Origin of the sequence: Embleya sp. NPDC127516 (assembly GCF_044765325.1) — a bacterium.
Classification (GTDB): domain Bacteria; phylum Actinomycetota; class Actinomycetes; order Streptomycetales; family Streptomycetaceae; genus Embleya.
Genome location: NZ_JBIWJT010000002.1, coordinates 565,689 through 588,617, shown reverse-complemented (window position 1 = coordinate 588,617; position 22,929 = coordinate 565,689). Strand labels below are relative to the sequence as shown.

Here is a 22,929-nt window from a genome sequence, read left to right as displayed (position 1 = left end):
CGGTTCCGCCGGCGCCTCGGCCGACCCATCGCCTTCGACGCCGTGCCCGTCACGGTCGCCGGCAACGTCCCCGGCACCGGACGCCATCACCCGCACGCCTTGCCCGCCGCCCGCGAACCGCCCGATGGAGGAAGCAGGATGACCGAGCCCCCGCAGGGCTTCGAACCCGCCGAGCCGCCCGACGACACCCCGTTGGACCTGCGCGCGCTGGGTGACCGGCTGGGGCCCGACGTCGCCGGTGCCTTCCCGCTCGTCGGCGCGCACGAGGTGTGGTTCGTCACCGCCGGCATGGTGGACGTGTTCGCCACCACCGAGGAGGAGGGCGGTCGCTGGCAGTTCCTGTGCCGGGTGGGCGCCGGGACCGCGTTGTGCGGGGTGCCGGCGGGCGGCACCGCGATGCTGGGCAAACCGCTGCCCGGCGGGGCCGTGCGCACCGCCGCGCTCACCGACGTGCTCACCGCCGCCGCCGGGGACGACGCGTTCGCGGGCTGCTTCGCGGCCTGCCTGGACCGCGGCCTGGGCGCGCTGGCCGACGCGGTCCGAATGGGCCTGCCACCGCGTACCTTCACCGCCCTGGAGGCCGGGGACGGCGCGGAGATGCCCGCCGGCGGCTCGGCCCGCTCGGTCGAGGGCACCTTGTGGGTGCGGGTGCTCTCCGGCTCCGTTGCCATCGGCGGGCCGAACGAGGACGCCGTCGAGCCCGACGAGCGTGGACCGGGTGGCGCGATCCGACCCGCCGCGGAGGACGCCGGCGATGCCGAGGCGGTGCCCACCGTCGGGTTCGGCGGCCGGCTCGCGATCGGCGCGGCCGACTGGCTGTACTCCGCCGGCGGCGCGTTCGTGCACGCGGTCCGCACCCGCGACGTGCTCTCGGAGGCGGTGTTCGCCACCGACCTGGCCCGCCATCAGCACACCCTGATGCAGCGCGTGGACGAACGGCTGCGCGGCCGACGCGGCAACGCGGGTCGGGAACTGGACGCCCGGCGGCTGGTCGACGCGGACGCGCTGCGCCGTTCCTCGCGCGCGTTGGGCGCGGTGCTCGACCCGTATCGGCCGGCCCACCGGCCCGGCCTGGACGCGGCCGATCAGGACGACTACCTCGCGGTGGCCCGGGTGGTCGGACAGGCGGGCGGTGTCCGGGTCACCCGCTCGGGCACCTCGGAGGCCTCCGACGCGCGACTGCACCCGCTGGAGCGGATCGCCGTCTCCTCCGGGTTCCGGGTGCGCGACGTGCAGTTGGTGGACCGCTGGTGGCGCACCGACTCGGGCCCGCTGGTCGGCCATGTGCGCGCGGTGGACAACGATCCGGACACCCGCCGCCCGGTCGCGCTGGTGTGGCGGCGGCGGCGCTATCACGTGCTCGACTCCTCCGGCGCCGACTGGAGGCCGGTGACCCGGGCGCTGGCGGACACGCTGGAGCGCCGCGCGACGATGTTCTACCCGCCGCTGCCCGAGCAGCCCGGCGGCCGGGGCGCGCTGCTGCGCTTCGGCGTCCGGGGCAGCGCACGCGATCTGCTCGTGCTGCTCGCCTGCGGGTTGGCGGCGGCCCTGCTCGGTCTGCTGGTACCGGTGCTGACCGGCAAGGTGCTCGGCGTGTTCGTGCCGCAGAGCGATCGGGTCCTGGTCTCCCAGATGTGCGTGGTCCTGATCGCGTCCGCCCTGTTGGCCGCGGCCTTCTCCGCGGTGCAGAACCTGTCCCTGCTGCGGATCGAGGGCCGGTTCGAGGCGTCCGCGCAGGCGGCTGTGTGGGATCGGCTGCTCCGGCTGCCCACCGGGTTCTTCGCCTCCGTCTCCTCCGGCTCGCTCAGCAGCGCCGCGATGGGCATCAGCGGATTGCGCGAGATCCTCAGCGGGGTCACCGCGTTGTTCGTCCCCGCGTTCCTGGTCTTCACGGTCGATCTGGGTTTGCTGTTCTTCTACAGCGTGCCGCTCGCACTGGTGGCCTGCCTGCTCGCGCTGCTGGGCGGCGCGGTCTGCGCGGTCGCCGGACTGCGCCAGATGCGCTGGCAGCGCGAACTCGTGGCCGAGGATCACCTGTTGTCCGGCCGTATGTTCCAACTTCTTTCCGGTTTGCCCAAGTTGCGTGTCGCAGCGGCCGAGGACCGGGCGTTCGCGTTCTGGGCGATGGCCTTCGCCCGCGGCCGCATGCTGACCGTACGCACCCGCCGCCTGCAGAACCTGGTCACGGTGTTCAACTCGGCCTACCTGCTCGCCTGCACGCTCGTGCTGTTCGCGATGGTCTCGGGTCCGGCCTCCGGGCAACTGGACGTCGGCGACTTCCTGTCCTTCAACGTCGCGTTCACCCTGATGCTCGGCTCGATGTTGCAGATGACCGCGAGCGTGACCATGGTGGCCGCGGCGGTGCCGCTGTACGAGGGCGTGCAGCCGGTGCTGCGGGCGCTGCCCGAGGTCCTGGAGTCCAAGCAGCCGCCCGGTGATCTGTACGGCGGCATCGAGGTCAGCCGGTTGTCGTTCAGCTACCACCGGGACAGCCCGCCGGTACTGGAGGACGTGAACCTGCGGGCCCGTCCCGGCGAGTTCGTGGCCATCGTCGGGCCGACCGGCTGCGGCAAGTCGACCCTGCTGCGGTTGTTGATCGGCTTCGAGGAGCCGACCACCGGTTCGGTGCTCTACGACGGGCAGGACCTGGCGTCGCTGGATGTGGCGGCCGTGCGCCGCCAATTCGGCGTGGTGTTGCAGAACGGCCAACTGTTCGCGGGCAGCGTGCTGCACAACATCTGCGGGCTGCGCGACTACACCCTCGACGAGGCATGGGAGGCCGCCGAGATGGCCGGTCTGGACGACGACCTGGGCCATATGCCGATGGGCATGCACACCGTCCTCAACGACGGTGCGGTGACCCTGTCCGCCGGCCAGCGGCAGCGCCTGATGATCGCCCGGGCACTGATCGGCCGACCGCGCATCCTGTTCTTCGACGAGGCGACCAGCGCGCTGGACAACCGCACACAGGAGGTGGTCACCCAGAGCACCCGCCGGCTCAACGCCACCCGGATCATCATCGCGCACCGGCTGTCCACGGTGATGCAGGCCGACCGCATCATCGTGCTCGACGCCGGGCGGGTGGTGCAGCAGGGACCGCCGGACCAGTTGCTGGCCGACGAGGACGGGCTGTTCCACCGGCTGGTGCAACGTCAGATGGCCTAGTTCGTGGCCGATTTCGCGTCCGTCGCCGGTATCCGCAGGCCGGCTCCAGGAGGTTCCTCGTGTCCGAATCCCCCGTCCGCCGGCGTCCACCCGGGCCCGCCGACGAACTCGACCTGGCCGGCATCCGGGACGACCCGCTGGCCTTCCTCACCGAACTCGCCGCCGAATACGGCGACCTGTGCAGCCATCGCACCCGGGGCGAGGTGGTGTGGTTCGTCAATCGCCCCGATCTGGTCCGGCACGTCCTCAAGGACAACTACACCGCGTGGACGAAGGCGGGCACGCCCGACGACTTCATGCTCACTCCGCTGCTCGGCACCGGGCTGCTGACCAGCGACGGGCCGACCTGGGAGCGGCAACGGCGTTTGTGCGCGCCGGCGTTCCGAGCCCGGCAGGTGGAGGCGTTCGACACCCTGATGACCGACGCCGCCACGGATCTCGCCGACGCGTGGAGCGAGGCCGCGCGGGCCGGTCGCCCGGTGCGGGTGGACCACGACTTCACCGCGCTGACCCTGCGGATCGTCGCGGACGCCCTGCTGGGCGCGGATCTGGCCGCGGCCGGGCCCGGATTCGGGCGTGCCGTCGACGACATCAACCGCTTCATCGGCCACTTCGACGGCGAGCCGAACGCGTCGGTCGTGGACGACGTCGCGTTCCGCCGGCTGCGCGAGTCGTACCTGGCCGCGCAAACCTTCCTGGAGCGGGTGGTCGGGATGCTGGTGGCCGCACGCCGTTACACCGGACCGCCGTCGGATCGCCCCGCCGACCTGTTGGACGCGATGCTCGCCGCGCGCGACGCGCACGGGGACGCGTTCAGTGATCGCGAGTTGCACGATCAGGTGCTGACCATGGTGATGGCCGGGCACGAGACCACGGCCAAGGCGCTGAGTTGGACGGTGCATCTGCTGGACCGCCGGCCGGAGTACGCGGCGGCGGTCCGGGCGGAGTTGGCCGAGGTGCTCGGTGGCCGAGCGCCCCGGGCCCAGGACCTGCCGCGCCTGGATCTGACCCGGCGCTGCCTGGAGGAGGCGATCCGCTTGTATCCCCCGGTGTGGCTGATCTCCCGGCGGGCGAACACGGAGGACGTCCTCGACGGACTCACGGTGCCCGCGGGCACGCTGGTGTGCATCAGTCCGTGGACCCTGCACCGGCACCCGCGCGTCTGGGACGCACCCGAGGAGTTCCGGCCCGCCCGCTTCACCGCGACCGCGCGGCAGGGGCGACCCGCGCACGCGTACGTGCCCTTCGGCGGCGGGCCCCGGGTGTGCATCGGCCAGTCGTTCGCGACCACGGAGGCGATCCTGGTACTGGCCACCATCCTGCAACGGCTGGAACTGCGCGGCGTGGTCGGCCATCCGGTGGTGCCGGAGGCACTGGTGACGCTGCGCCCGCGGGACGGGCTGCTGATGACGCCGCACCTGCTCGCGGACGGCGGCGCGCGGTGAGCGGCGCGATCCACCCCGGCGGCAGCTACCGGCCGCAGGCCGAGTGGGGCGGGGTGCCGGCCGAGGTGCGCCGGCTGGAGACCCAGGCGGAGTTGAGCTGGGCACACGAGTGGCGGGTGCTCGCCGAGTGGGCGCCGACCTCGGGCGGGGCGGTGCTGGACGCGGGCTGCGGCACGGGAGCGGTCACCCGGCGGCTGCGGGCGCGACTGGTCGACCCCGGCACGCGGGTGGTGGGGTTGGACGCGGACGAGCGACTGTTGGCGGTGGCTCGGGTGCAGGGGTCGGACGACGGGATTCGCTACGTGGCGGGCGACCTGGCCCGCCCCCCGTTGCCGGCGGCGGGGTTCGATCTGGTGCTGGCTCGGTACGTCTTCCAGCATCTGGCCGACCCGGTCGGGGCCGCGCGGTCCCTCGCGAGCCTGGTGCGGCCGGGCGGACGGCTGGCCGTCGTCGACGTGGACGCCGGGCTGTGGGGCTGCGCCGACCCGGACATGTCGGCCTTCTCCGCCGAGGCCTACCGGGCGCTGGGTTCGGCCCAGGCGGCGGACGGCGGGGACCGGTTGGTGGCGCGCAGGCTGCCGCGGATCCTGCGGGCGGCGGGCCTGGAGGAGATCACCGTACGGCCGTTCGCCTACACCAGCGACGAGGTCGGCGGCGTCGGCGCGCTCGGGCCGCAGTTGTCCCCGGAACGGTTGCTCCCGCTGGTCGAGCGGGGCGTCCTGGGGTTGGGCGTGTACGCCAGGGCGATGGCGGCGTGGGAGCGGTTCGTCGCGCTGGACGGGTTCACCATGCTGCTGGGCTTCGCGGTGGGTGGGCGGGTGCCCCGGGCCGGGCACACCGCGTCTCGCCCGCGCCGAAGCGCGCCATAGGCGCGGTTCGGCGCGGGCGAGACGCGGGTCGGGCCGGCCCGGGTCGGCGTCGGCGGCTACTTCGAGGCCAGCCGGGTGGACAGCGCGGAGCGGCCGGAGATGCCCAGCTTGCGGTAGACGTGCGTCAGGTGCACCTCCACCGTGCCGCGCGTGACGCACAGGAACTCGGCGATGGCACGGTTGGTGTGCCCGGCGGCGGCGAGTTCGGCGATCTGGCGTTCGGAGGGGGTCAGCGAACCGGGACCGGACAGGCTGGTGCGGCGCAGTCGGCCGCCGCAGGCCAGCAGGTCCTTGTGCGCCCGCTCGACCAGCAGGTCCCAACCGCACTCCTGGGCCAGGCCCATCCCGCGCCGCAACGACTGCCGGGCCGCCGCCGGTTGCCCGGCCAGCGCGTACATCCGGCCCGACTCCACCAGGGACTCGGCCAGTTGCAGACGGGCGCCGGAGTGTTCGAGGACGGCGACCGACTCCTCCAGGAGTCGGGCCGCGGCGCGCGGGGGTTCGATCCGTGCCCGGTTGCGCAGGGCCTCACCGATGGTGGCCGCGGCGCCCCAGCGCCGCGCGATGTCCAGACCCTCGTCCAGCAGCGGCACCGCTTCGGCGCACCGGTCCAGTTCGGTCAGCGCCAGTGCCGCGCCACCTCGCCAGTCGCTCAACGCCGGGTTGACGATGCCCAGCTCGGCCAGTCGCCGGCCGCATTCGAGATAGTCGGTCAGTGCTCCTCGGATGTCCCCCATCGCGTGCCGACATCGCCCGCGCACGCCCAGCGCGGTGGCCCGGGCCCGGGGTACGCCCAGGGATCCACGCAACATCGCGGTGGCTGCGTCGTGTTGGCCCAGGATCACCCGGATGCGCGCCAACTGCACGCGGGTCAGTTGGGCGAGGGCGGACAGTTCGGGGCCGCGCGCGAGTCGGCTCGCGGTGCGCGCCTCGGACAGCGCCTCGGGCAGGTTCCCGGCCCGCAGCGCGATGTCCGCGCACAGGCAGTGCGCGACCACGGCGGGCAGGCCGATCCGCGAGTGCGCGGGCCCGATCGGGATGGTCGCGGTCAGGCCCGCCGCCCACGCCCGGGCCTCGTCGAGCCGTCCGGCCCAGGCCAACACCACGACACTGCGCAGCAGGAGCAGGGCCGAGGCGCTGCCGCGCGGCGCTTCCCCGGAGAGCGCGCGTTCGATCAGGTCCAGCGCCACCGAGCTGGGTTCGGCCCGGCACGCACTGTCCGAGGCCAACGCGGCGAGCAGTTCGCGCTCGCCGGCGGTGACTCCGGTGACTCGTGTGAAGTCCACCGGCGAATCCGTGCCGTGCGGCAGTTCGCGTGTGGGCCGGCCGCCGTGCGGTGCCCCCTGGTGGACGACGGCGCGCAGGCGCAGCCGCACGTCGGGGTCGGGGCAGTCCTGCTCGGCCAGTTCGCCCAGTCGCGACGCGGTGCTGCGGGCCGGGCGCATCACCGACTCCACGCAGTCCCCCTGGCGCAGCACGTGCGCGTGGCACAACTCCAGGACCGCCTCGGCGCGTTCGGCCGGGTCGGTCAGCAGTCGCAGCGCCTCCTCCAGGTGCCGCGCGGCGGCCTCGGGCGCGGTCGGCACCTCGGCCCGTCCGAGCAACACGAGTAGACGGGCACGGTGTTCGGGGGCCGGGTCGTCGCGCAGGGCCCGCCGGGCGTACTCGGCGCAGCGCAGCGTCGCGCCCGCCTCCAGCGCGGTGCGGCCCGCCTCGTGCAGCACCGCACCCGCCCACGCGTGGTCGTCGAGGTCCAGCGTGTCGATTCGCAGCAGGTGTTCGGCGACGCGTACGGGGGGTGCGCCATAGTCGCCGAGGCGCCGGGCGGCACGCAGGTGTCGGTCGCGCAGCAGCTTCTCCGGGATGGTGTCGTGGACGGCGTCCCGCAGTTCGGGGGTACGGAACATCAGCCGGCTGCCGACCGGGGCGCGGCGCAGCGCGCCGATCCGGACCAGTTCGGCCAGCGGGCCGTCCAGCCGGTCCGGACCGGTGCCCAGCAGGTCGGCGACGATGTCCAGGTCGGCGCCGTCGCCGAACAACGCGGCGGTCTGGGCCAGCGCGCGGACCCGCTCGGATTGTCGGGCCAGCCGGGTGGTCACCGCCGCGGCCTCGATCCGGGCGGCGATGCGGCGGATGTGATCGGCCCGGGTGAGCCGGGGCCTGCCGTCGACGTGGATCCCGGAGCGGGTGGGCCCGAGTTCCGGGGGCAGCCCGGCCTGGAGTTGGGTGTCGACCAGCCGGGCCAGGTATTCGGGCACGCCGCCGGTGACCTGGTGGCACAGCCGTACGAACGGTTCGTCGGGGGCTCGGCCGCCGTAGGCCCGTTGCACGAGTTCGCGGGCGCTGTGCACGGACAGCGGGCGCAGCGTGGTCTCGTGGCACGCGGCCTGCGCGCCGATGTCCTCGAGCGCGTCGCGCGCGGGCAGGTCGTCGTCGACGCGTACGCCGAGCACCACCAGCAGCGGCAGTCGGGACAGTCGGCGGACCAGGTGCGCGAACCACCGCAGCGAGGCGTCGTCCATCCACTGCGCGTGGTCGACGACGATCACTCGGGGGCAGCGCCGCACCGCGGGCAGCAGCGCCTCGTAGAGCTCGTCGAACAGCTGCCGGTCGTTGTCGGGGACGGCGTGCGGCAGGGCCCGGCGCAGTTCGTCGAAGCGAGAGTCGCCGGGGGTGTCGGCGGCGTCGTCGAGGCCGGTGAGCAGCTGGCGCAGCGCGGCGAAAGGCTGGTCCGCGTCGCGGTGTTGGCACGAGACCAGGATCGGCGCGGCGCCGGCGCGGCGTTGTCGGTCGGTGAACTCGACGAGCAGTTCACGGCACCACATGCCGGACGGGGTTCTGATGATCACGGCTCGCCCGCCGGCGCCGGTACGAGAAGCGCGTGCGTACGCGAGTAGATCGGAAAGTTCGGATACCCGCTCCGGTTCCACTGAAGCGTCCCTTCCCCCGGGCGCGGCCCCCACCGCGGCGCTGTGCGGGGAAAGTGGGCACAGCGTTGCTCGTCGGGGACGCCGCCGGCGGCTCCCCGCGGGGCCGGAGCGGTGTGTCTCGTTCCGGGACGTGGGAGGACGTCCCGCCTGTCCAGCCGTGCGTGGGTGGTTCCGGTCGTGCCGCGCGGCCCCTCCCCGTCGGGTTCCGCGGTCGCGGAACCGCGGTGTGGGGCACGCCGATCAGCTGTGTCACACCATCGGCGGGTTCCTTGTTACGCCATTGCGGCGGCGGGCCACAAGTCCCGATTGCCAACTGCGCGCAAGGATCTTGTGACCGTGTGTTGAACAAATCCCAAGTTCGCTCCGGGCGCCGGTCAACCCTCTGATTTCGGCCGGATCTCTCTGCCGGAGACCGGTTTCGAGGGGTCGGGTCGGTTGCCGCGGGCGCCCCGGGTTACGGGGCCGGTCGTTCGGGGGACGGGGGCGATCGGGCGGGATCGGGTGCGACTTCGGGGGGTCTGCGCCGACCCGGATCGGGCACTCTTTCGAGGGACTTCCGGGTCGGTTTCCCGTGACGGGACGTTCACTCGGTCCCATGATGCAAATGCAGGTGGTTTTGCGAGACGGCTGTCGCGTCCGTGATCGCGCCGTGCGGGTCGCGATCGGGCGGGATCGGAAAGGGTGATGAGGATGCGTGCCGGCAACGGGGATCCGGCGGACTCGTTCGGGTCCGTGACGTGGGTGAAGAGCAGCGCGAGCACGGCCGAGGGCAACTGTGTCGAACTCGCCGTGCTGCCCGAGGGGGAGGTCGCGGTGCGCGATTCGCAGCGCGCGCGGGGACCGGCTCTGGTCTACGCGCGGGCGGAGATCGCCGCGTTCGTCGCGGGTGCCAAGAACGGCGGGGTCGATTCCCCGATCGACTGATCCGGGCGGGGTCCGGGCGAGGCGCGGGCGGTGCGGGCGAGGTTGGGGAAGGTCCGGGCCCGGGCTCGGCCGTGGGATCGACGGACAGGCGGGTTTCGACTCGCGATAATGGCGTGCGTCGACACGTCCATTCCTGGAGCCCGTATGTCCGCCGACCGCCCGGCCCGCGCCCCGTCGATCGCACCCGTGGTGTCACTGACCCAGCAGAGCAATCCGGCCGCGGCCGTGAAGGTGCTCGGGGCCACGCTGCGCAAGTTGCGCCTGGACAACGGCAAGGGACTCAAGGACGCGGCCGAGGCGATCCGGGCCTCGATGTCCAAGATCAGCCGTCTGGAGCGGGGCGAGAGCCCGCCACGCGCCCGGGACGTCTTCGACCTGGTCCACTTCTACGGGGTGCGGGACGAGGAATCCCTCTCCGAGATAGAGGAGTTGCTCAAGAAGGCGCTGGAGCGGGCGTGGTGGAGCCATTACAGCGACGTGATGCCGGGCTGGTTGGCACGGTTGATCGGCATGGAGGACTCGGCCACCAAGATCGACACCTATGAGGTGCACGTGGTCCCGGGCCTGTTGCAGGTGCCCTCGTACACCCGCGCGATCGTACGCACCGGGCTGCCGCGCGCCGACGACGAGGAGGTCGAGCGACGGATCGATCTGCGCTGCCGGCGCCAGGCTTTGCTCGCGGACGAGCGCCGACCGGACCTGACCGCGCTGCTGGACGAGGGCATCCTGCGTCGCCCGGTCGGCGGCCCGGAGGTGATGGCCGAGCAGATGCGCCACCTGCTGGCGGAGTCGGGGCGGGATCGCATCAACATCCGCGTCGTACGCTTCGACCGCGCCGCCAGCATCACGCCGCCGTCGCCGATGACGTATCTGCGCTTCGCGTCGGGCGGCCCCAGCGAGATGATCTACCTGGAACAGGCCAATAGCGCCACGTACTTGAGCAGGCGCGCGGACATCGACGCCTATCGGGAAATCCTGCTGCGACTGTGGGCCGCCGCCGAGGACCGCCTGTCCAGCGAACGCATGCTGCGCGACGCCGAACGGCGGTTCGCGGCGGGCCGGACCGACTGACCCGTGCGCCGGTGTCCCGGTGCTCGGCGGGCGGTGCGGGTGCGGTCAGGGAATCCGGGCCAGGCCGCCGTACTCGATCCACTCCTCGGTCTCCTGGCGCGCGGTGACATGCGAGTCGGGTCGCCACGTGGAGACCTCGACCAGGCCCGGTTCCATAATCGTCAGCCCGGCGAAGTACGCGTCCACCTGGGCGGGTTCACGCACCCGTCCCCAGTTGCCGCCGGTCGCCTCGGCCATGAAGTCGCTGACCCCGTCCCGGATCTCCGCGTCCTCACTGACCAGTTGGCAGATCACCATGAAGCTGCCCGAGGGCAGCCGTTCGGCGACCCGACGGATCATCGCGGCGGGCTCTGCCGCATCGGGCAGACAGTGCAGCACCGACACGAACAACGCGGCCACCGGCTCGTCGAGTCGGATCAGCCGCCGGACGTCGGGGTGGTCGAAGATGCCGGCGGTGTCGGTCATGTCCGCCTGGATCACCGCGGTGTTGTCGTTCTCCTCCAGCAACATCCGGCCGTGCGCCAACACGATCGGGTCGTTGTCGACGTACACCACCCGGGAACCGGGATCGACGCCCTGGGCCACCTGGTGCACGTTCTCCCGCGTCGGCAACCCGGATCCGTGGTCGAGAAACTGGCGAATCCCGTACTCGGCGGCCAGCACCCGTACCACCCGCTGTAGGAACGCCCGGTTGTTGCGGGCAAGTTCGCGGGTACTGGGGACGATCTTGAGCAGTTCCTCACAGGCCACCCGATCGGCGGGGTAGTTGTCCGTACCGCCGAGATACCAGTCGTACATCCGAGCCGCACTGGGCGTGTCCACGTCGATCTCGAAAACGTGCTTCTCCGCGTCCCCCACCAGACCCCCTCGATTCCGCACCCGCCCGGGCACACCGCCACCGTCCCGGCCGCCCCCGGCCATGCTAGGCGCGCACCCGGCCCCCGGACAGCCACTCCTTCGAGAAGCCCCGCGCACGACCCGCTTGTGATGGCGACGCGATACGCCCCGCCCGCCGTCGAGCGCCGCCGAAACCATCCACCGGACGAAGTCCGTCGCGGCCCGACGCGGTCGGCATCCTCCGTCACGATGGGCCGTGGCTCGCTTCGGGGTCGCGTTCGAGGGTTTTGACCATGGCGGTGGGCAGGCTGCGTTCGGCCGCGACCAGGTGTGCCGCCACCTCGGGTGGGTCGGTGCCCATCAGGTCGGCGGTCGCGGTGAGCGTCAGGCCCAGCCGATAGTGGAGCAGCACCGCGTCCGCCTGAGGACCAGGGAGCGCGTCGTGCAGAGTGTCCCGCGCGGGGACGGGCATCGGGCCGGGAGCGCGGGTGACCGCCCGGCCGAGGATCCGCCACGCACCGGCGGTCGGGTTCGGTCCGCGCAGGATGTCCGCCCAGTTGACGGCCAGTTCCGCGACCGCCGATTGCACGGCTCGATCCCCGCGGACCCGGTCACCCACCCGCAGGCGGGCGTATTGCGCCCAACGGGCCCGGTAGAGCAGGCAGAACGCGGCGAAGTCGAGCGGAGCACGGGACCGCCCGACCACGCCTGCGCCTGCACGTGCGCGTACTCCGGCGGGCGTGACGAGACCGACGGGCCGGGTCGCACGCGGGTCACCGGACATCGGCAACACCGGGACCGGCGTCCACACCCGGGTCGGCGCCCGCGAGTGCCGTGAAGGGGAGCCCACCGGGTGGGAATCCGGTGTCGCCGAGGCGGGTCAGGACGCCGTAGTGCACGTGGGTCCACAACCGACGGATCACGTCCGGGTGCGCGCCCAGGCGTACGACCAGGAGTTCGGCGGTGCCGCGATCCGGAATCAGCTCGCCGGCCAGGATGCGCCCCACCGAGTCGGGGGTGAGCGGCGCGCCGCCGATCCGGTCCGACACGGGTCGCCCGGCGGCCAGCCACAGGCCGCGCAACATCTGCGCCAACAGCATTGCCAGGTCCCGAAGTTCCCGCCGGATGTGGTGGTCGATCCCACGCGAGCACTCCCACAGCGCACGCAACTCGTGGGCCTCGCCGCCCAGTTTTCCGGCCAGCGTCTCCACCACCGGCCACGACGGCCAGACCTCGCCGGCCAGGATCCGGTCCAGGAAGCCCTCGCTGATCCCCGCCTGCCAGGCCAGTTCCGCGACGGTCACGCCGTCGGCACGGCGCAGTTCACGCAACGCGGCGGCCAACCGCTCGCCCGCGTGCTGCGACGACGAGAGGTCCTCGTCGCCGCCGGCGTCCGCGCCGGGGTCCGCGCGGGCGCCCAGCCGCGCGGCCAATTGCGCGGACCACTCCGGACGCGGCCGCGTCGCCGAGTTCGGACGTTCCTCCCCCACCACCGCCCGATAGCGCCGGGTCTCGCCGCTGAGCCGATCCGCGTAGGCGAGCCGCACCCGCAGCGGCTCACGCGTGCGCTCGGCCTCCTCCAGCGCGCACGCCACCCGGCGCAGGATCGCCACGATTCCCGTCTCCAGAGCGCGAGGATCGACCCGACCGGCGTGCTCGGTGGATTCGGTGGATTCGGTGGATTCGACGGCCCTGGCGGCCCGCACCCGAGCAGCCTGCTCGCCCGCCTCGACCCGCACCGACATCCCACGCACCTGTGCCCGCGCCTGCGCCCGCGCCCGTTCGCGCGCCCGCTGCGCCCGTTGCCGACAGGTCGGGTCGCAGTACAGCCGCTTGCGGCCGGTCACCTTGCGCTGTGCGAATCGTCGACCGCACGCCGCGCACCGGGTGATGCCCCTCCGGGCGTTCATCCCCTGTTTCTCCCCTCCGGCTTCGACCGAGGCGGCGACCGCGAGCCCGGAAACGTCCCGGCTCGCGATACGCACGCGCCTCACGAACGACCCCCGGGCGCCCGATCCGGGCGCGACACGCGTAACGCCCGCGACCCCCGCACGGCTCGCGATCCCCCCGTCCCCGCACCCCGCCTCGTCGATCCTCGGACTTCGCATCGTTCCCCCCGGGCAAAAGCACGGAATGGTACTTTCGGGAATCGCCGGAGGCGGTCCGAAAACCCTCCGCCGGATAACTCGATCAACATCTTCGATTCCTTGATCGTTGTTCCCGATGACCCCGGACGGGTGACCGCCATCCGGGGTCATTCGACGTTTCGGAAGCTACTCCCAGAATTTCCCGGGCACCAACGAATCCGCAGAAATGCAAATGCACGGACACGGCCCCGGGCATCCGAAACGATCGAGGACGTCCTGCCGATCCGCCGGCAGCGACCGCCGAACCGTCGAGAACCGCAGGCCCGGAAACATAAAAGTACAGGCGACGCCAAAATTCGATCGGAAATCGGCAAAGCGTCCGATCGGCCCGATTTTCGCGCCTACCCCCGAGCGGACCCGCGCGCATGGCGAATCCACCCTCCCGAGTGATACGCATGCAATTGCATATGCAAAGCAGCGACCTCCGCTCCATTCGGGAATTCCGACAATCCCGACACCGACCCCACCCGCCGCACCCCCACGCCCACTCCGGCGCACAGACAACCCGTCGCCACCCGCCCGCGCACGCGCCCCGGACCGGAATTCCTCCGAGGGTGCGTTCGTATTCGTCGTTGCCGACCACGCTCACCGGCAGCCCGCGCACCCGACGTACTGCCCGGCGGCCCGCGCACCCGACTCCGCGCTCGGCCCCGCACGCACCGGACTCCGTGCCCCGCCCGCGTGCCCCGGATCGCCAGGCCCGGGCCGTGAGCGTGATCGACCCGTCCGCCCGGGTCGGCACCGCCGTGCACAGCGCCTCCCGCAGCCGGTCCCGGGCGGGCGGCGAGAGCGCGGCCACATAGCCGGGCGCGGGTCCCTGTCCGGCCAGAAACGGCTCCCACAGCTCGTCGAAGCCGGCGAACCCCGTCAGCACCTCCGGCGACCACGAACCCGGCCGGCGCCGGCACCCCGGCCCGAGCCCGCGCCACGAACCCGGCCGACCGGTCCAGCCCGAGCACCCACCGGGGCCGGCACCGGTCCACCACGGTCGCGGTCAACGCGCCCGTACCGCAGCCCGCGTCCACCCGGCGCAGCCCCGCGTCCGCGTCGAGCCATGTCACGAACTCGGCCGCGACCGCCCTGCTCCACCGCCCCATGGACCGCTCGTACGCGTCGCCGAGCGCCCGGGTGTCGAACCGCCGTTCGGTCATCCCTCCACCATCGCCAACCCGCCGCGCCCCGGCCACAGCGGCGCCGATCGGCACGATGGCGAGGCGCGCACGCGCCGGTCCACCCGAGCCCGACACGCCCGGTCACCGAAGCGAACCGAACGGTCGGCACCTGGCACAATGGTTCGGGAATCGGTTCGATCGCGCCGGTCGGTGCCGCCCTTGGTTGGAAACGCGCCCGCCGAACGGCGAACAGGCGCCGGGTGCACGGCGCACAGGGAAGAGGAACCACCCCGTGAGCGAGAGTCGACCCGACGAGGGCATGCCGACATCGAGTCAGGACGTGGCGCACAACGCCCGGGTCTGGAACCACTGGCTGGGCGGCAAGGACAATTACCCGATCGACCGCAAGGTCGGCGACCACGTCACCGACATGTTCCCCTCGATCGGCGAAGTCGCCCGAGCCGATCGGGTCTTCCTGGGCCGCGCGGTGCGATTCCTGGCCGGCGAGGCGGGCGTGGACCAGTTCCTGGACATCGGGACCGGGCTGCCCACCGCCGACAACACGCACGAGGTCGCCCAGCGGGTCGACCCCGCCGCGCGGATCGTGTACGTGGACAACGATCCCCTGGTGCTGGCGCATGCCCGAGCCCTGCTCACCAGCACCCCCGAAGGCGCCACGGACTACATCGACGCCGACGCGCACCACCCGGACGCGATCATCGCGACCGCGAAGGCGACGCTGGACTTCGAGCGACCGATCGCGGTGATGCTCCTGGGCAGCCTCAACTTCATCCTGGACACCGACACGGCCGTGGACATCGTGCACCGGCTCATGGCGGCGGTGCCCTCCGGGAGCTACCTCGTGGTGACCCACCCGACCACGGAACTCGGCGGCGAGGGCAACGTCGAGGCGATGCGGTTCTGGAACGAGAACGCGAAACCGCCGATCACCGCCCGCAGCCGCGCCGAATTCACCCGGTTCTTCGAGGGTCTGGAACTGCTCGAACCGGGCATCGTGACCTGTTCCCGCTGGCGCACCGATGCCCCCGCCGACGAACTGCCGCCGGTCGTACCGCAGTTCGGCGCGGTCGCCCGCAAGACCTGACACCCGCCGAGCCCGGCCCACCGCCCCCGGGCGGCCGCGCCACAACGCGCGCCCCATGCCCCGGGGGCGCGCTCACGCTCTCGGTGGCGCCCGATGCCGACCCGAACCGCGCCGGCACTGCGCCGGGTTGCCCAGATACGCCGCCATCGCGGTGAACAGGCCGACCGACGCGCCCCGGCTCGGCGGCGGCTCCGGGTCCGTCGCGGCGCGCCCGGGCACCGTCATCCGCACCCGGCACGAGCCGAACCCCGGGTCCTCCTCGGCCGAGACGATCCGATCGGCCGCCACCAGGTCGCCGGTCTCGCGCAGCCGCACGCAGACCCGGGCGACCGCCGTGACCGGCCCGACCAACACGACCTCCATCTCGTCCATGTCTGTGACAACGAACGCACCCTCGGCAGGTTTCGCCTGAACGGGTGCACGATGCTCGGCATATCTCCACAGCGGCCCCTGAATACCCCGCCGGTGCGGTGGCAGGACACCACCCACGACACGGCGATGCCGGACTCGGAAATCCGAACCCGGCACCACCACCATCCACCGACCGGAGCCTGGGTACCGCTACTCCGTACGCAGTCCATCCGGTCGCATCAGCCGCCACAGCGGCGGCAGGCTCAACGCCGTGACCAGCAACACCACGCCCGCGCCGATCCCGGTCATCGCCGCCATGCCGGACCAGTCCACGGTGAACGGCCGACCCACCATCCCGAGCAGCGCGGCACCCAGCCCCACACCGGTGGCCACCGCGAGCATCAGCCCCAGGACCACCGGGATCGCCGACTGGTACAGGATCGACCAGCTCAGCGTGCTGCGCCTGGTGCCGAACGCGACCAGCACCGACAACAATTTCCGCCGCTCCCGCAGTTGCTCCAGCATGGTCACCAGCAGACTCGCGCCGATCAGCGCCAGCACCACCGCCGTGCCGATGAACAGCGCCGTGCGCACGTTGGCGAACCGCCGCGATTCCTCGATCGAGGACAGATCGTAGACCGAGGACAGCGGGTCGACCCGGGCCGCGGCGTTGCGGACCAGGTCCCGGGCGTCCGGAGCCGCCGGGTCGATTCGGATGTCCATCGAGAGGGTCAGGCGCTTGGTCGCGGCCGCCGGCACCGCGCTCGGCGTCGCCAGCACGCCGTCGTACGAACGTCCGCGCGGGTCGGCCCGCCCCGGAACCGTCGCCGCGGCCGCCGGAATCCGCCACGGCGTGCGGGCCGACCGTTCCGAGTTCGGGCCGTACGACGGATCGACGATCACCTGCTGCCCGGCGGCCACCTGCATCTCGCCGAACGGGTTCGCGCGGGCCTCGATGACGAACGTGTCGCCTTCGGCGCATCGATCGATTCGGGCCAGCTCGCGCAGCGCGTCGCAGTTCCCGATGGTCAACGAGGTCGAGCCGGCCGGGTCCTCCGCCCGATCGCCGATCCGGGTGCTCGCGTACCCGAAGGCGGACCGCACACCCTTGCTCTCCCGGATCGCCCGGGTGATCTCGGCGACCTTGTCGCTGCCCGCCCGCACATCGGACGACATCGACATCTGCGCCCGCTCGGTGTCCTGGCCGGTCTCCTTGACGTAGTCCTGATCGACGCCGAGGAAGAGCATCTGCAATGCGATGGCGCCCGCCACCGCGACCGCGATGCCGTTGACCGACCGCGCGGCCAGGCCACTGCCCAGTTGCAGCCGGCGCACCGCGAGTTGCCACGGCACCCGACCGGCGCCGAGCCGGAACACCACTGCCTCGACCAGCCACGGCAGCAGCGCGGTGACACCGACCAGCAGGAGCACCGTCCCGGCGACCACCTGCAGTTCGTTGAACTCGCCGCGATCGGCGCCTCGGCGGATCATCGGGAACAGCAGCGCCACGCCCGCGAGCGGCAGCAACAACCGCCACCACACCCGGCGCCGGATCGGCGTACTGGTACGCACCACGCCGAGCGGCTCGATCACCACGGAACGCAGTGCGAACAACGTCACCGCGACGGCGGCGGCCGGCACCGCGAGCGCCACCAGGACCGCGAGCGGCACGCTCGGATCCAGGTCGCTCGGGAAGATGCTCAAGTCGAACGCCGCCGCGACATCGGTCAGTTGCCGACCGATCAGGAAGAAGCCGAGCCCGAGGAGCAGCCCGAACAGCGAGCCCGCGAACGCCTCACCGGCCGCGATCCAGCGGGTGGTCCGGGAATCCGCGCCCACCAGCCGCAGCGCCGCGAGCCGTCGGTCGCGCCGTTCGCCGCCGAACCGCACAGCCGTGGCGATCAGTACGGCGACCGGCATCAGCAGCACCACGAACATCACCAGGACGAGCAGAAGCAGCCTGGCGTCCAGCTTCTCCGCCGGGATCGAGTTGCCGAATTCGGTGATCCGCAGCGTCGACATGGAGTCCGCGGCGAGCGCGTCGCTGCCGAGGTAGTAGACCAGTTCGTCCGGACCGATCAGGCCCCGGTCGCCGATCCGGCCCACCGTGCGGTAGGGGAAGCGCTCCTTGAGCAACCGCCCCCGGTCCGAGCCGAGCAGTTCGGCCAGGGCGGGCGAGACGACCATCTCGCCCGGGCCGGGCAGCTTGCGCAGTCCCGGCGGGATCGGCGCGTCCGGGCCTTCCGCGCGCAGGATCCGGCCGCGGATGTCCTCACCCTTGTAGGCGGTGTCCGCCATCCCGATCAGCAGGGTGTTCGCGCCGGCTTCGGCCGCCCGGCCCGCGTGCTCGTCCCGGGCCCGCCCGCGGTCGTCCCGGGCGCCCAGCGCGCCGGGGATCGCGGTGGTCAGCAGCAACAGCGCCACACCCAGCCCGACCCCGATCGCGGTCAGCAGCGTACGGGTCCAGCCCTCCCGGCCGCCGGTGACCGCGAATCCGGCGCCCATGCCCAGGTCGCGCAACACCTTCACGCGGCACGCGCCATGTCTCGGGACCGGCCGTCGCGGACCACGATCTCGCGGTCGGAGTAGGCGGCGATCCGGGACTCGTGGGTGACCAGCACGATCGCCGCGTCGGTGGTGCGGGCCGCCTCGATCAACATCTGCATGACACGTTCGCCGTTGAGCGAGTCCAGCGCACCGGTCGGCTCGTCCGCGAACACCACCCGCGGGCGGATCACCAGGGCGCGGGCCACCGCGATCCGCTGACCCTGCCCGCCGGAGATCTCACCGGGTCGTTTGCCCGCGAGGTCGGCGACCTCCAGGCGCTCCATCCACTCGCGGGCTCTCGCCTCGGCCTCCTTGCGCTTGACCGCGTTCAGCCGCAGCGGCAGCGCGACGTTCTCCAGGCAGGTCAACTCGGGTACCAACTGGCCGAACTGGAAGACGAAACCGAAGTCGCCGCGGCGCAGCGCGCTGCGTTGCCCGTCCGTCATGGCGGTCACGTCGCGGCCGTCGTAGCGAATGGCGCCGGAATCGGGCCGGACGATGCCGGCCAGACAGTGCAGCAGCGTGGATTTTCCCGATCCGGACGGACCCATGATGGCCACGACCTCGCCCGCGCGGATGGTGAACTCCGCGCCGGCCAGCGCGGGCGTCGCACCATACGTCTTGTGCAGATCCTGGCCACTGAGCAGGGCGTCGGTCACGTGCGGATCTCCTGGGTGAGTTCGCCGAGGCGTGCGGTGGTCAGTTCCAGCCACCGCAGGTCCGCCTCGAGGTGGAACAGCGCGTGGTCGCAGATCAGTCGGTCGCTGAGGTCGCCGTCGATCTTGCGCCGGGTGAGGTCGCGCATCATGCGCAGGTGCTCGGCGCGTTGGGTGTCCAGGATCTCGTTGGCGTCCCGGCCGGTGAGCAGCGCGAGCACGACCTTCGTGTAGAGCGTCGACTGGAGGTAGGGCTCGGGCTTCTCGGGTTGGCCGAGCCACTGCTCGACGTCGGTGACCCCGGCGTCGGTGATCGAGTAGCGCTTGCGCTCGGGGCCACCGCTGGTCTCGAGGCCGTCTATCTCCACGAGCCCGTTCTTCAGCAGCCGCGACATGGTCGAGTAGACCTGGCCGTAGGCGAGCGAACGGTCGCGCCCGAAGCGCTCGTCGAAGCTGCGCTTGAGGTCGTAGCCATGGCGGGGGCCGGACTCCAGGAGCCCGAGCAGGGTGTGTCCGATTGACATGCGGAGCACTATACACAGCAGGTATACCTAGTGTGTATAGCGAGGTCGACCCGCGCGGGACCGGGCTGATGGAGGGCACCAGGGTGGGTGTACGGACGGGCGTACGACGGGATCGACGAGGGCGCGCCGCCCGATCGGCGACGCGCCCTCGTCCTCACGAATGCGGTTGTTCGGCCGAACCCACCTGCTCAGCCGAGACGGATCACGCGCTGTTCCGGACTCCCGGAACCACTCAGAGGCCGAGCCCCTTGGCCACGGCGCTCGCCCGGGTGAACACCGACTCGGGCTGCTCGCCCGTGCAGTACTTGTTGCCGGTGGACACGATCCCGATCAGTTTCCCCTTCTCCACCAGCGGCCCGCCGGAGTCGCCGCGGCAGATGCTGGTGCCGGGGTTGTCGGCCGGCGCCTGGCCGCACACCCGGGTGGCCGGGCTGTCCTCGGGGAACGTGTAGGGCTCGCACTGCGCCAGCGGCGAGAGCACCAGGGTGGTCCGCTTGAGTCGCGTGGTCGTCGCGCCGCCATCGGTCTTGCCCCACCCGTAGACGGTCGCCTTGTTGCCGACCTTGTAGAGCGCGCCGTCCTTCGCGCCGGCGATCGGCAGGGGCTTTTGGCTCAGCGAGCGGTCCAGTTCGAGCACGGCCGCGTCGTAGGTGAGCGTGCCCTCCTCGAACTTCGGGTGCACCTTGGTCTTCGTCACCTTGCGGGTCTGTCCGCCCGTGCCGGACAGGTCCAGACGTCCGGCGACCACCGTGATGGCGGTCGGGTCCTCCAGCCCGTTCACACAGTGCGCCGCGGTGAGCACCTTCTTCGGGGCCACCAGCGTTCCGCCGCACAAGTGTTGGCCGTCGGCGGTGAGCAGGGCCACGGCGTACGGCGCGGCACCGGCGGGCGCGTCGGTGCCGAAGCGCACGGCCGAGGCGGGCGCCGCGCAGACGCCGATCGCGGCGAGCGCGACGGCCGCAGCGCCGAACACCTTCCTCGACGTGCGTCGGTGAGTGTCCTGCGTCTGCCGAGTACGAGTCATCTCGCGGTCCCTTTCGATCGGACGGCCGTGCCACGGGGTCCCGACGGAACCGACGGCCCTACCCTTTGCACGCACGCGGTCGCCCTGCGGATGCATCCCCTTTCGCGCCCGCCCCCGCCCGCACGCGAAGAGCGCTTGCACCAATCGGACCCGCCCGGCCCACGCCCGGAACCGTCCGACGCCCGCATCCGAACCCGCCCGGCACCGCGATCGAACCCGCCCGGCGCTCGCGCCCGGCCCGGCCGCGCGCGGGGCACGCGCCGCTCGGTCAGTCCTCGTCGACGAAGCGGGCCGGGCGGGTGCCCGCGAGCTTGATGATGTGGAAGCCGTACTGGGACGCGACCAGATCGCTCAGTTGACCGGGACGCAGTCGCACCAACGCCTCGGCGAACGCGTCGGCGTAGTCGTCCTCCTGTCCCCAACCCAGATCGCCGCCGTTGGCGGCGGACAGCGGATCCTTGGAACGTTTCCGGGCGATCTCGCCGAACCGGCCCGGGTCCCGGGCGAGTTCCTCGAGGATCGCCCGCCCCTCGCTCTCCGTCTCCACCGCGATATGCAGGGCGTGGTATTCCAGCGCGTCGGACAAGGTCGCTCCCGGGGTCGTCGCCACCCGGCGCGCTCGGGCCGAGCGCGGTCACCGAGTTGTCGATCATGTGGATGATAAGGCCGCCACACGACCGGGCGGGACCGACCGGAACGCGCCACGCCGGCCCCGCGCGACCGGCTCTCCGCGGTCAGCCGAACGCGTCCACTCCGGTGAGTCCGGCCGACATCCGCCACAGGCGGGCCGCCCGCTGCGGGTCCGCGGCCCAGGGCTTGACCCCGCCCATCAGCATGTCGTCGCCGGTCGCGGGCTCGGCGATGTCGCAATCCTGGAGGTAGGCGCCGCCGTGCCCGTCGAGCAGTGCCGAGGTGGCCGCCCAAACGGTGGTGGCCGCGCCCTGGGCGGGTGTCTTGAAGCCGGCGGCCGGTGCGCCGGAGGGGGTGATCCAACCCTGTGCGAGCTGCTCCTCGCGGGGGATGTGCCGTTGCAGCGGGGTCAGGATGCTGCCCGGGTGCAGGGCGAAGGCGTGCACACCCCGACCCGCGCCGAGCTCGTCCAGGTGCCGGGCGAAGAGCGCGTTCGCGGTCTTGGACTGCCCGTACGCGACCCATCGGTCGTAGCCGTCGCGAAAGTGCGGGTCGGCCCATCGGATGTCGGAGAGGAAGTGTCCCGAGGAGGCCACCGACACCACCCGGGCGCGACCCGGCGTCAGAGCCGGAAGCAGCCGGTTGACCAGGGCGAAGTGGCCGAGGTGGTTGATCGCGAAGTGGGCCTCCCAGCCCGGCCCGACCAGGGTCTTCGGCCAGGCCATCACACCCGCGTTGCAGATGATCAGGTCGAGCGGGCGGCCGGTGGCCAGGAGCCCGTCGGCGAAGACGCGGATGCTCTCCTGGTCCGCGAGGTCGAGGGCGTGCACCCGGGTGCCGGGCAGGTCGCCCAGCGCGGCCCGGGCCGGATCGACCCTGCGGGCGGGCACGATCACGTGCGCGCCCGCCGCGACCAGCGCGCGGGTGGTCTCCAGGCCCAGTCCCGAGTATCCGCCGGTGACCAGCGCGGTCGTGTCGGACAGGTCGATGCCGGCCAGGACGTCGTGGGTGCTGCTGTGGGCGCCGAAGCCGGAGCCGATCCGGCGTTGTGTGCTGATCATGTACGCGACGCTAGAAGCTGGAGTGCGGTCTAGGTCAACGTCCGGCCGAGGTAGCCTCGTCGGCATGACCGGGGCTGTCGGTGGGACTGTCGGTGGGATCGAGGACACGGATCGCCTGTCCATCGGCGAGGTCGCCGAGGCGACCGGGCTGAGCGTGCACGCGCTGCGTTTCTTCGAGCGCGAGGGCGTCATGCTGCGCCCGATCCCGCGCTCCGCCGGCGGCCGGCGGGTATACGAACGCGCGGACGTGGACTGGCTGTTGTTGTGCAATCGGCTGCGCGACTCGGGGTTGCCGATCGCCCGGCTCAAGGAGTTCGCCGCGCTGGTGCGCTCGGGCCCGGGCAACGAGCCGCAGCGACTGGCCCTGTTGCGCGAACACGAGGAGACCGTGCGGGCCCGGGTCGCCGACCTGAACGCGAGCCTGGACGTCATCCACGGCAAGGTGGTCGCGTACGAGGGGCACGTGCGCGCCGGTACCGCGGCCGGGGTGTGGGCCCCGACGCCGGAGCGCTGACGGCGGCGGACGCCCGG

18 protein-coding genes are annotated in these 22,929 nt (G+C 72.3%); 7 read left to right on the top strand and 11 right to left on the bottom strand.

Going from position 1 to position 22,929, the window contains the following annotated elements; all coding sequences use genetic code 11:
* Positions 1-138: 138 nt before the first annotated feature.
* The 3 genes from ACIRL2_RS05135 to ACIRL2_RS05125 are packed head-to-tail and all read left to right on the top strand — an operon-like array spanning position 139 to position 5,479.
* On the top strand, positions 139-3,165 hold the full coding sequence (locus tag ACIRL2_RS05135) for an NHLP bacteriocin export ABC transporter permease/ATPase subunit (protein ID WP_402230260.1): 3,027 nt from the start codon (positions 139-141) through the stop codon (positions 3,163-3,165).
* 59 nt (positions 3,166-3,224) lie between these two features.
* Positions 3,225-4,610, top strand: coding sequence for a cytochrome P450 (locus tag ACIRL2_RS05130; RefSeq protein WP_402230257.1), 1,386 nt, complete (start codon positions 3,225-3,227; stop codon positions 4,608-4,610).
* Positions 4,607-5,479, top strand: coding sequence for a class I SAM-dependent methyltransferase (locus ACIRL2_RS05125; RefSeq protein ID WP_402230255.1), 873 nt, complete (start codon positions 4,607-4,609; stop codon positions 5,477-5,479). Before ACIRL2_RS05130 ends, ACIRL2_RS05125 begins: the two co-directional genes overlap by 4 nt.
* A gap of 56 nt (positions 5,480-5,535) precedes the next feature.
* Here ACIRL2_RS05125 and ACIRL2_RS05120 read toward each other — a convergent pair whose 3' ends face one another.
* Positions 5,536-8,409 carry a LuxR C-terminal-related transcriptional regulator gene (locus tag ACIRL2_RS05120; RefSeq protein WP_402230254.1) on the bottom strand — a complete coding sequence of 958 codons (2,874 nt, stop codon included), beginning with the start codon at positions 8,407-8,409 and terminating at the stop codon, positions 5,536-5,538.
* A gap of 690 nt (positions 8,410-9,099) precedes the next feature.
* Between ACIRL2_RS05120 and ACIRL2_RS05115 the strand changes: the two genes are divergently transcribed.
* Both ACIRL2_RS05115 and ACIRL2_RS05110 read left to right on the top strand, forming a co-directional pair.
* A complete protein-coding gene (locus tag ACIRL2_RS05115; protein WP_402230251.1) occupies positions 9,100-9,333 on the top strand; it encodes a DUF397 domain-containing protein in 234 nt (77 codons plus the stop codon).
* Between the two features lie 144 nt (positions 9,334-9,477).
* Positions 9,478-10,404, top strand: coding sequence for a Scr1 family TA system antitoxin-like transcriptional regulator (locus ACIRL2_RS05110; protein ID WP_395868026.1), 927 nt, complete (start codon positions 9,478-9,480; stop codon positions 10,402-10,404).
* A gap of 45 nt (positions 10,405-10,449) precedes the next feature.
* Here ACIRL2_RS05110 and ACIRL2_RS05105 read toward each other — a convergent pair whose 3' ends face one another.
* From ACIRL2_RS05105 to ACIRL2_RS05095, 3 genes are all read right to left on the bottom strand, one after another.
* Positions 10,450-11,262, bottom strand: a complete 813-nt coding sequence (locus tag ACIRL2_RS05105) for an SAM-dependent methyltransferase (RefSeq protein WP_402230249.1) — start codon at positions 11,260-11,262, stop codon at positions 10,450-10,452.
* Positions 11,263-11,485: 223 nt separating this feature from the next.
* Positions 11,486-11,947, bottom strand: coding sequence for a hypothetical protein (locus ACIRL2_RS05100; RefSeq protein WP_402230247.1), 462 nt, complete (start codon positions 11,945-11,947; stop codon positions 11,486-11,488).
* A 67-nt stretch (positions 11,948-12,014) separates the two neighbouring features.
* Positions 12,015-13,151 carry a helix-turn-helix domain-containing protein gene (locus tag ACIRL2_RS05095; RefSeq protein ID WP_402230245.1) on the bottom strand — a complete coding sequence of 379 codons (1,137 nt, stop codon included), beginning with the start codon at positions 13,149-13,151 and terminating at the stop codon, positions 12,015-12,017.
* Between the two features lie 1,668 nt (positions 13,152-14,819).
* On the opposite strand from ACIRL2_RS05095, the gene ACIRL2_RS05090 reads away from it, so the two are divergent.
* Positions 14,820-15,605, top strand: coding sequence for an SAM-dependent methyltransferase (locus tag ACIRL2_RS05090; RefSeq protein WP_395868431.1), 786 nt, complete (start codon positions 14,820-14,822; stop codon positions 15,603-15,605).
* A gap of 72 nt (positions 15,606-15,677) precedes the next feature.
* On the opposite strand, the gene ACIRL2_RS05085 is transcribed toward ACIRL2_RS05090, so the two are convergent.
* The 7 genes from ACIRL2_RS05085 to ACIRL2_RS05055 all read right to left on the bottom strand — a co-directional run bounded on the left by ACIRL2_RS05085 (position 15,678) and on the right by ACIRL2_RS05055 (position 22,398).
* Entirely contained in the window at positions 15,678-15,977 is a 300-nt protein-coding gene (locus tag ACIRL2_RS05085) for a hypothetical protein (protein WP_402230243.1), read from the bottom strand.
* A gap of 189 nt (positions 15,978-16,166) precedes the next feature.
* Complete coding sequence (locus ACIRL2_RS05080; RefSeq protein WP_395868433.1) at positions 16,167-18,461, bottom strand: FtsX-like permease family protein; 2,295 nt, start codon at positions 18,459-18,461, stop codon at positions 16,167-16,169.
* 20 nt (positions 18,462-18,481) lie between these two features.
* A complete protein-coding gene (locus ACIRL2_RS05075; RefSeq protein WP_395868036.1) occupies positions 18,482-19,162 on the bottom strand; it encodes an ABC transporter ATP-binding protein in 681 nt (226 codons plus the stop codon).
* On the bottom strand, positions 19,159-19,683 hold the full coding sequence (locus tag ACIRL2_RS05070) for a PadR family transcriptional regulator (protein WP_395868038.1): 525 nt from the start codon (positions 19,681-19,683) through the stop codon (positions 19,159-19,161). Before ACIRL2_RS05070 ends, ACIRL2_RS05075 begins: the two co-directional genes overlap by 4 nt.
* Before the next feature lie 232 nt (positions 19,684-19,915).
* On the bottom strand, positions 19,916-20,707 hold the full coding sequence (locus ACIRL2_RS05065; protein WP_402230239.1) for a S1 family peptidase: 792 nt from the start codon (positions 20,705-20,707) through the stop codon (positions 19,916-19,918).
* A 268-nt stretch (positions 20,708-20,975) separates the two neighbouring features.
* Complete coding sequence (locus tag ACIRL2_RS05060; RefSeq protein WP_395868042.1) at positions 20,976-21,293, bottom strand: peptidylprolyl isomerase; 318 nt, start codon at positions 21,291-21,293, stop codon at positions 20,976-20,978.
* A gap of 148 nt (positions 21,294-21,441) precedes the next feature.
* Complete coding sequence (locus ACIRL2_RS05055; RefSeq protein WP_402230237.1) at positions 21,442-22,398, bottom strand: SDR family NAD(P)-dependent oxidoreductase; 957 nt, start codon at positions 22,396-22,398, stop codon at positions 21,442-21,444.
* Between the two features lie 64 nt (positions 22,399-22,462).
* Here ACIRL2_RS05055 and ACIRL2_RS05050 point away from each other — a divergent pair, with 64 nt between their 5' ends.
* Positions 22,463-22,912 (top strand): MerR family transcriptional regulator, encoded by a 450-nt coding sequence (locus ACIRL2_RS05050; RefSeq protein ID WP_402230235.1) that lies wholly within the window; start codon positions 22,463-22,465, stop codon positions 22,910-22,912.
* Positions 22,913-22,929: the final 17 nt, after the last annotated feature.

Bases quoted from the DNA above. Each gene is read 5' to 3' on its own strand.
- ACIRL2_RS05055 (WP_402230237.1), bottom strand. From the start codon at position 22,398: ATGATCAGCACACAACGCCGGATCGGCTCCGGCTTCGGCGCCCACAGC.
- ACIRL2_RS05110 (WP_395868026.1), top strand. From the start codon at position 9,478: ATGTCCGCCGACCGCCCGGCCCGCGCCCCGTCGATCGCACCCGTGGTG.
- ACIRL2_RS05050 (WP_402230235.1), top strand. From the start codon at position 22,463: ATGACCGGGGCTGTCGGTGGGACTGTCGGTGGGATCGAGGACACGGAT.
- ACIRL2_RS05095 (WP_402230245.1), bottom strand. From the start codon at position 13,151: ATGAACGCCCGGAGGGGCATCACCCGGTGCGCGGCGTGCGGTCGACGA.
- ACIRL2_RS05080 (WP_395868433.1), bottom strand. From the start codon at position 18,461: ATGGGCGCCGGATTCGCGGTCACCGGCGGCCGGGAGGGCTGGACCCGT.
- ACIRL2_RS05065 (WP_402230239.1), bottom strand. From the start codon at position 20,707: ATGACTCGTACTCGGCAGACGCAGGACACTCACCGACGCACGTCGAGG.
- ACIRL2_RS05090 (WP_395868431.1), top strand. From the start codon at position 14,820: ATGCCGACATCGAGTCAGGACGTGGCGCACAACGCCCGGGTCTGGAAC.
- ACIRL2_RS05135 (WP_402230260.1), top strand. From the start codon at position 139: ATGACCGAGCCCCCGCAGGGCTTCGAACCCGCCGAGCCGCCCGACGAC.
- ACIRL2_RS05070 (WP_395868038.1), bottom strand. From the start codon at position 19,683: ATGTCAATCGGACACACCCTGCTCGGGCTCCTGGAGTCCGGCCCCCGC.
- ACIRL2_RS05115 (WP_402230251.1), top strand. From the start codon at position 9,100: ATGCGTGCCGGCAACGGGGATCCGGCGGACTCGTTCGGGTCCGTGACG.
- ACIRL2_RS05085 (WP_402230243.1), bottom strand. From the start codon at position 15,977: ATGGACGAGATGGAGGTCGTGTTGGTCGGGCCGGTCACGGCGGTCGCC.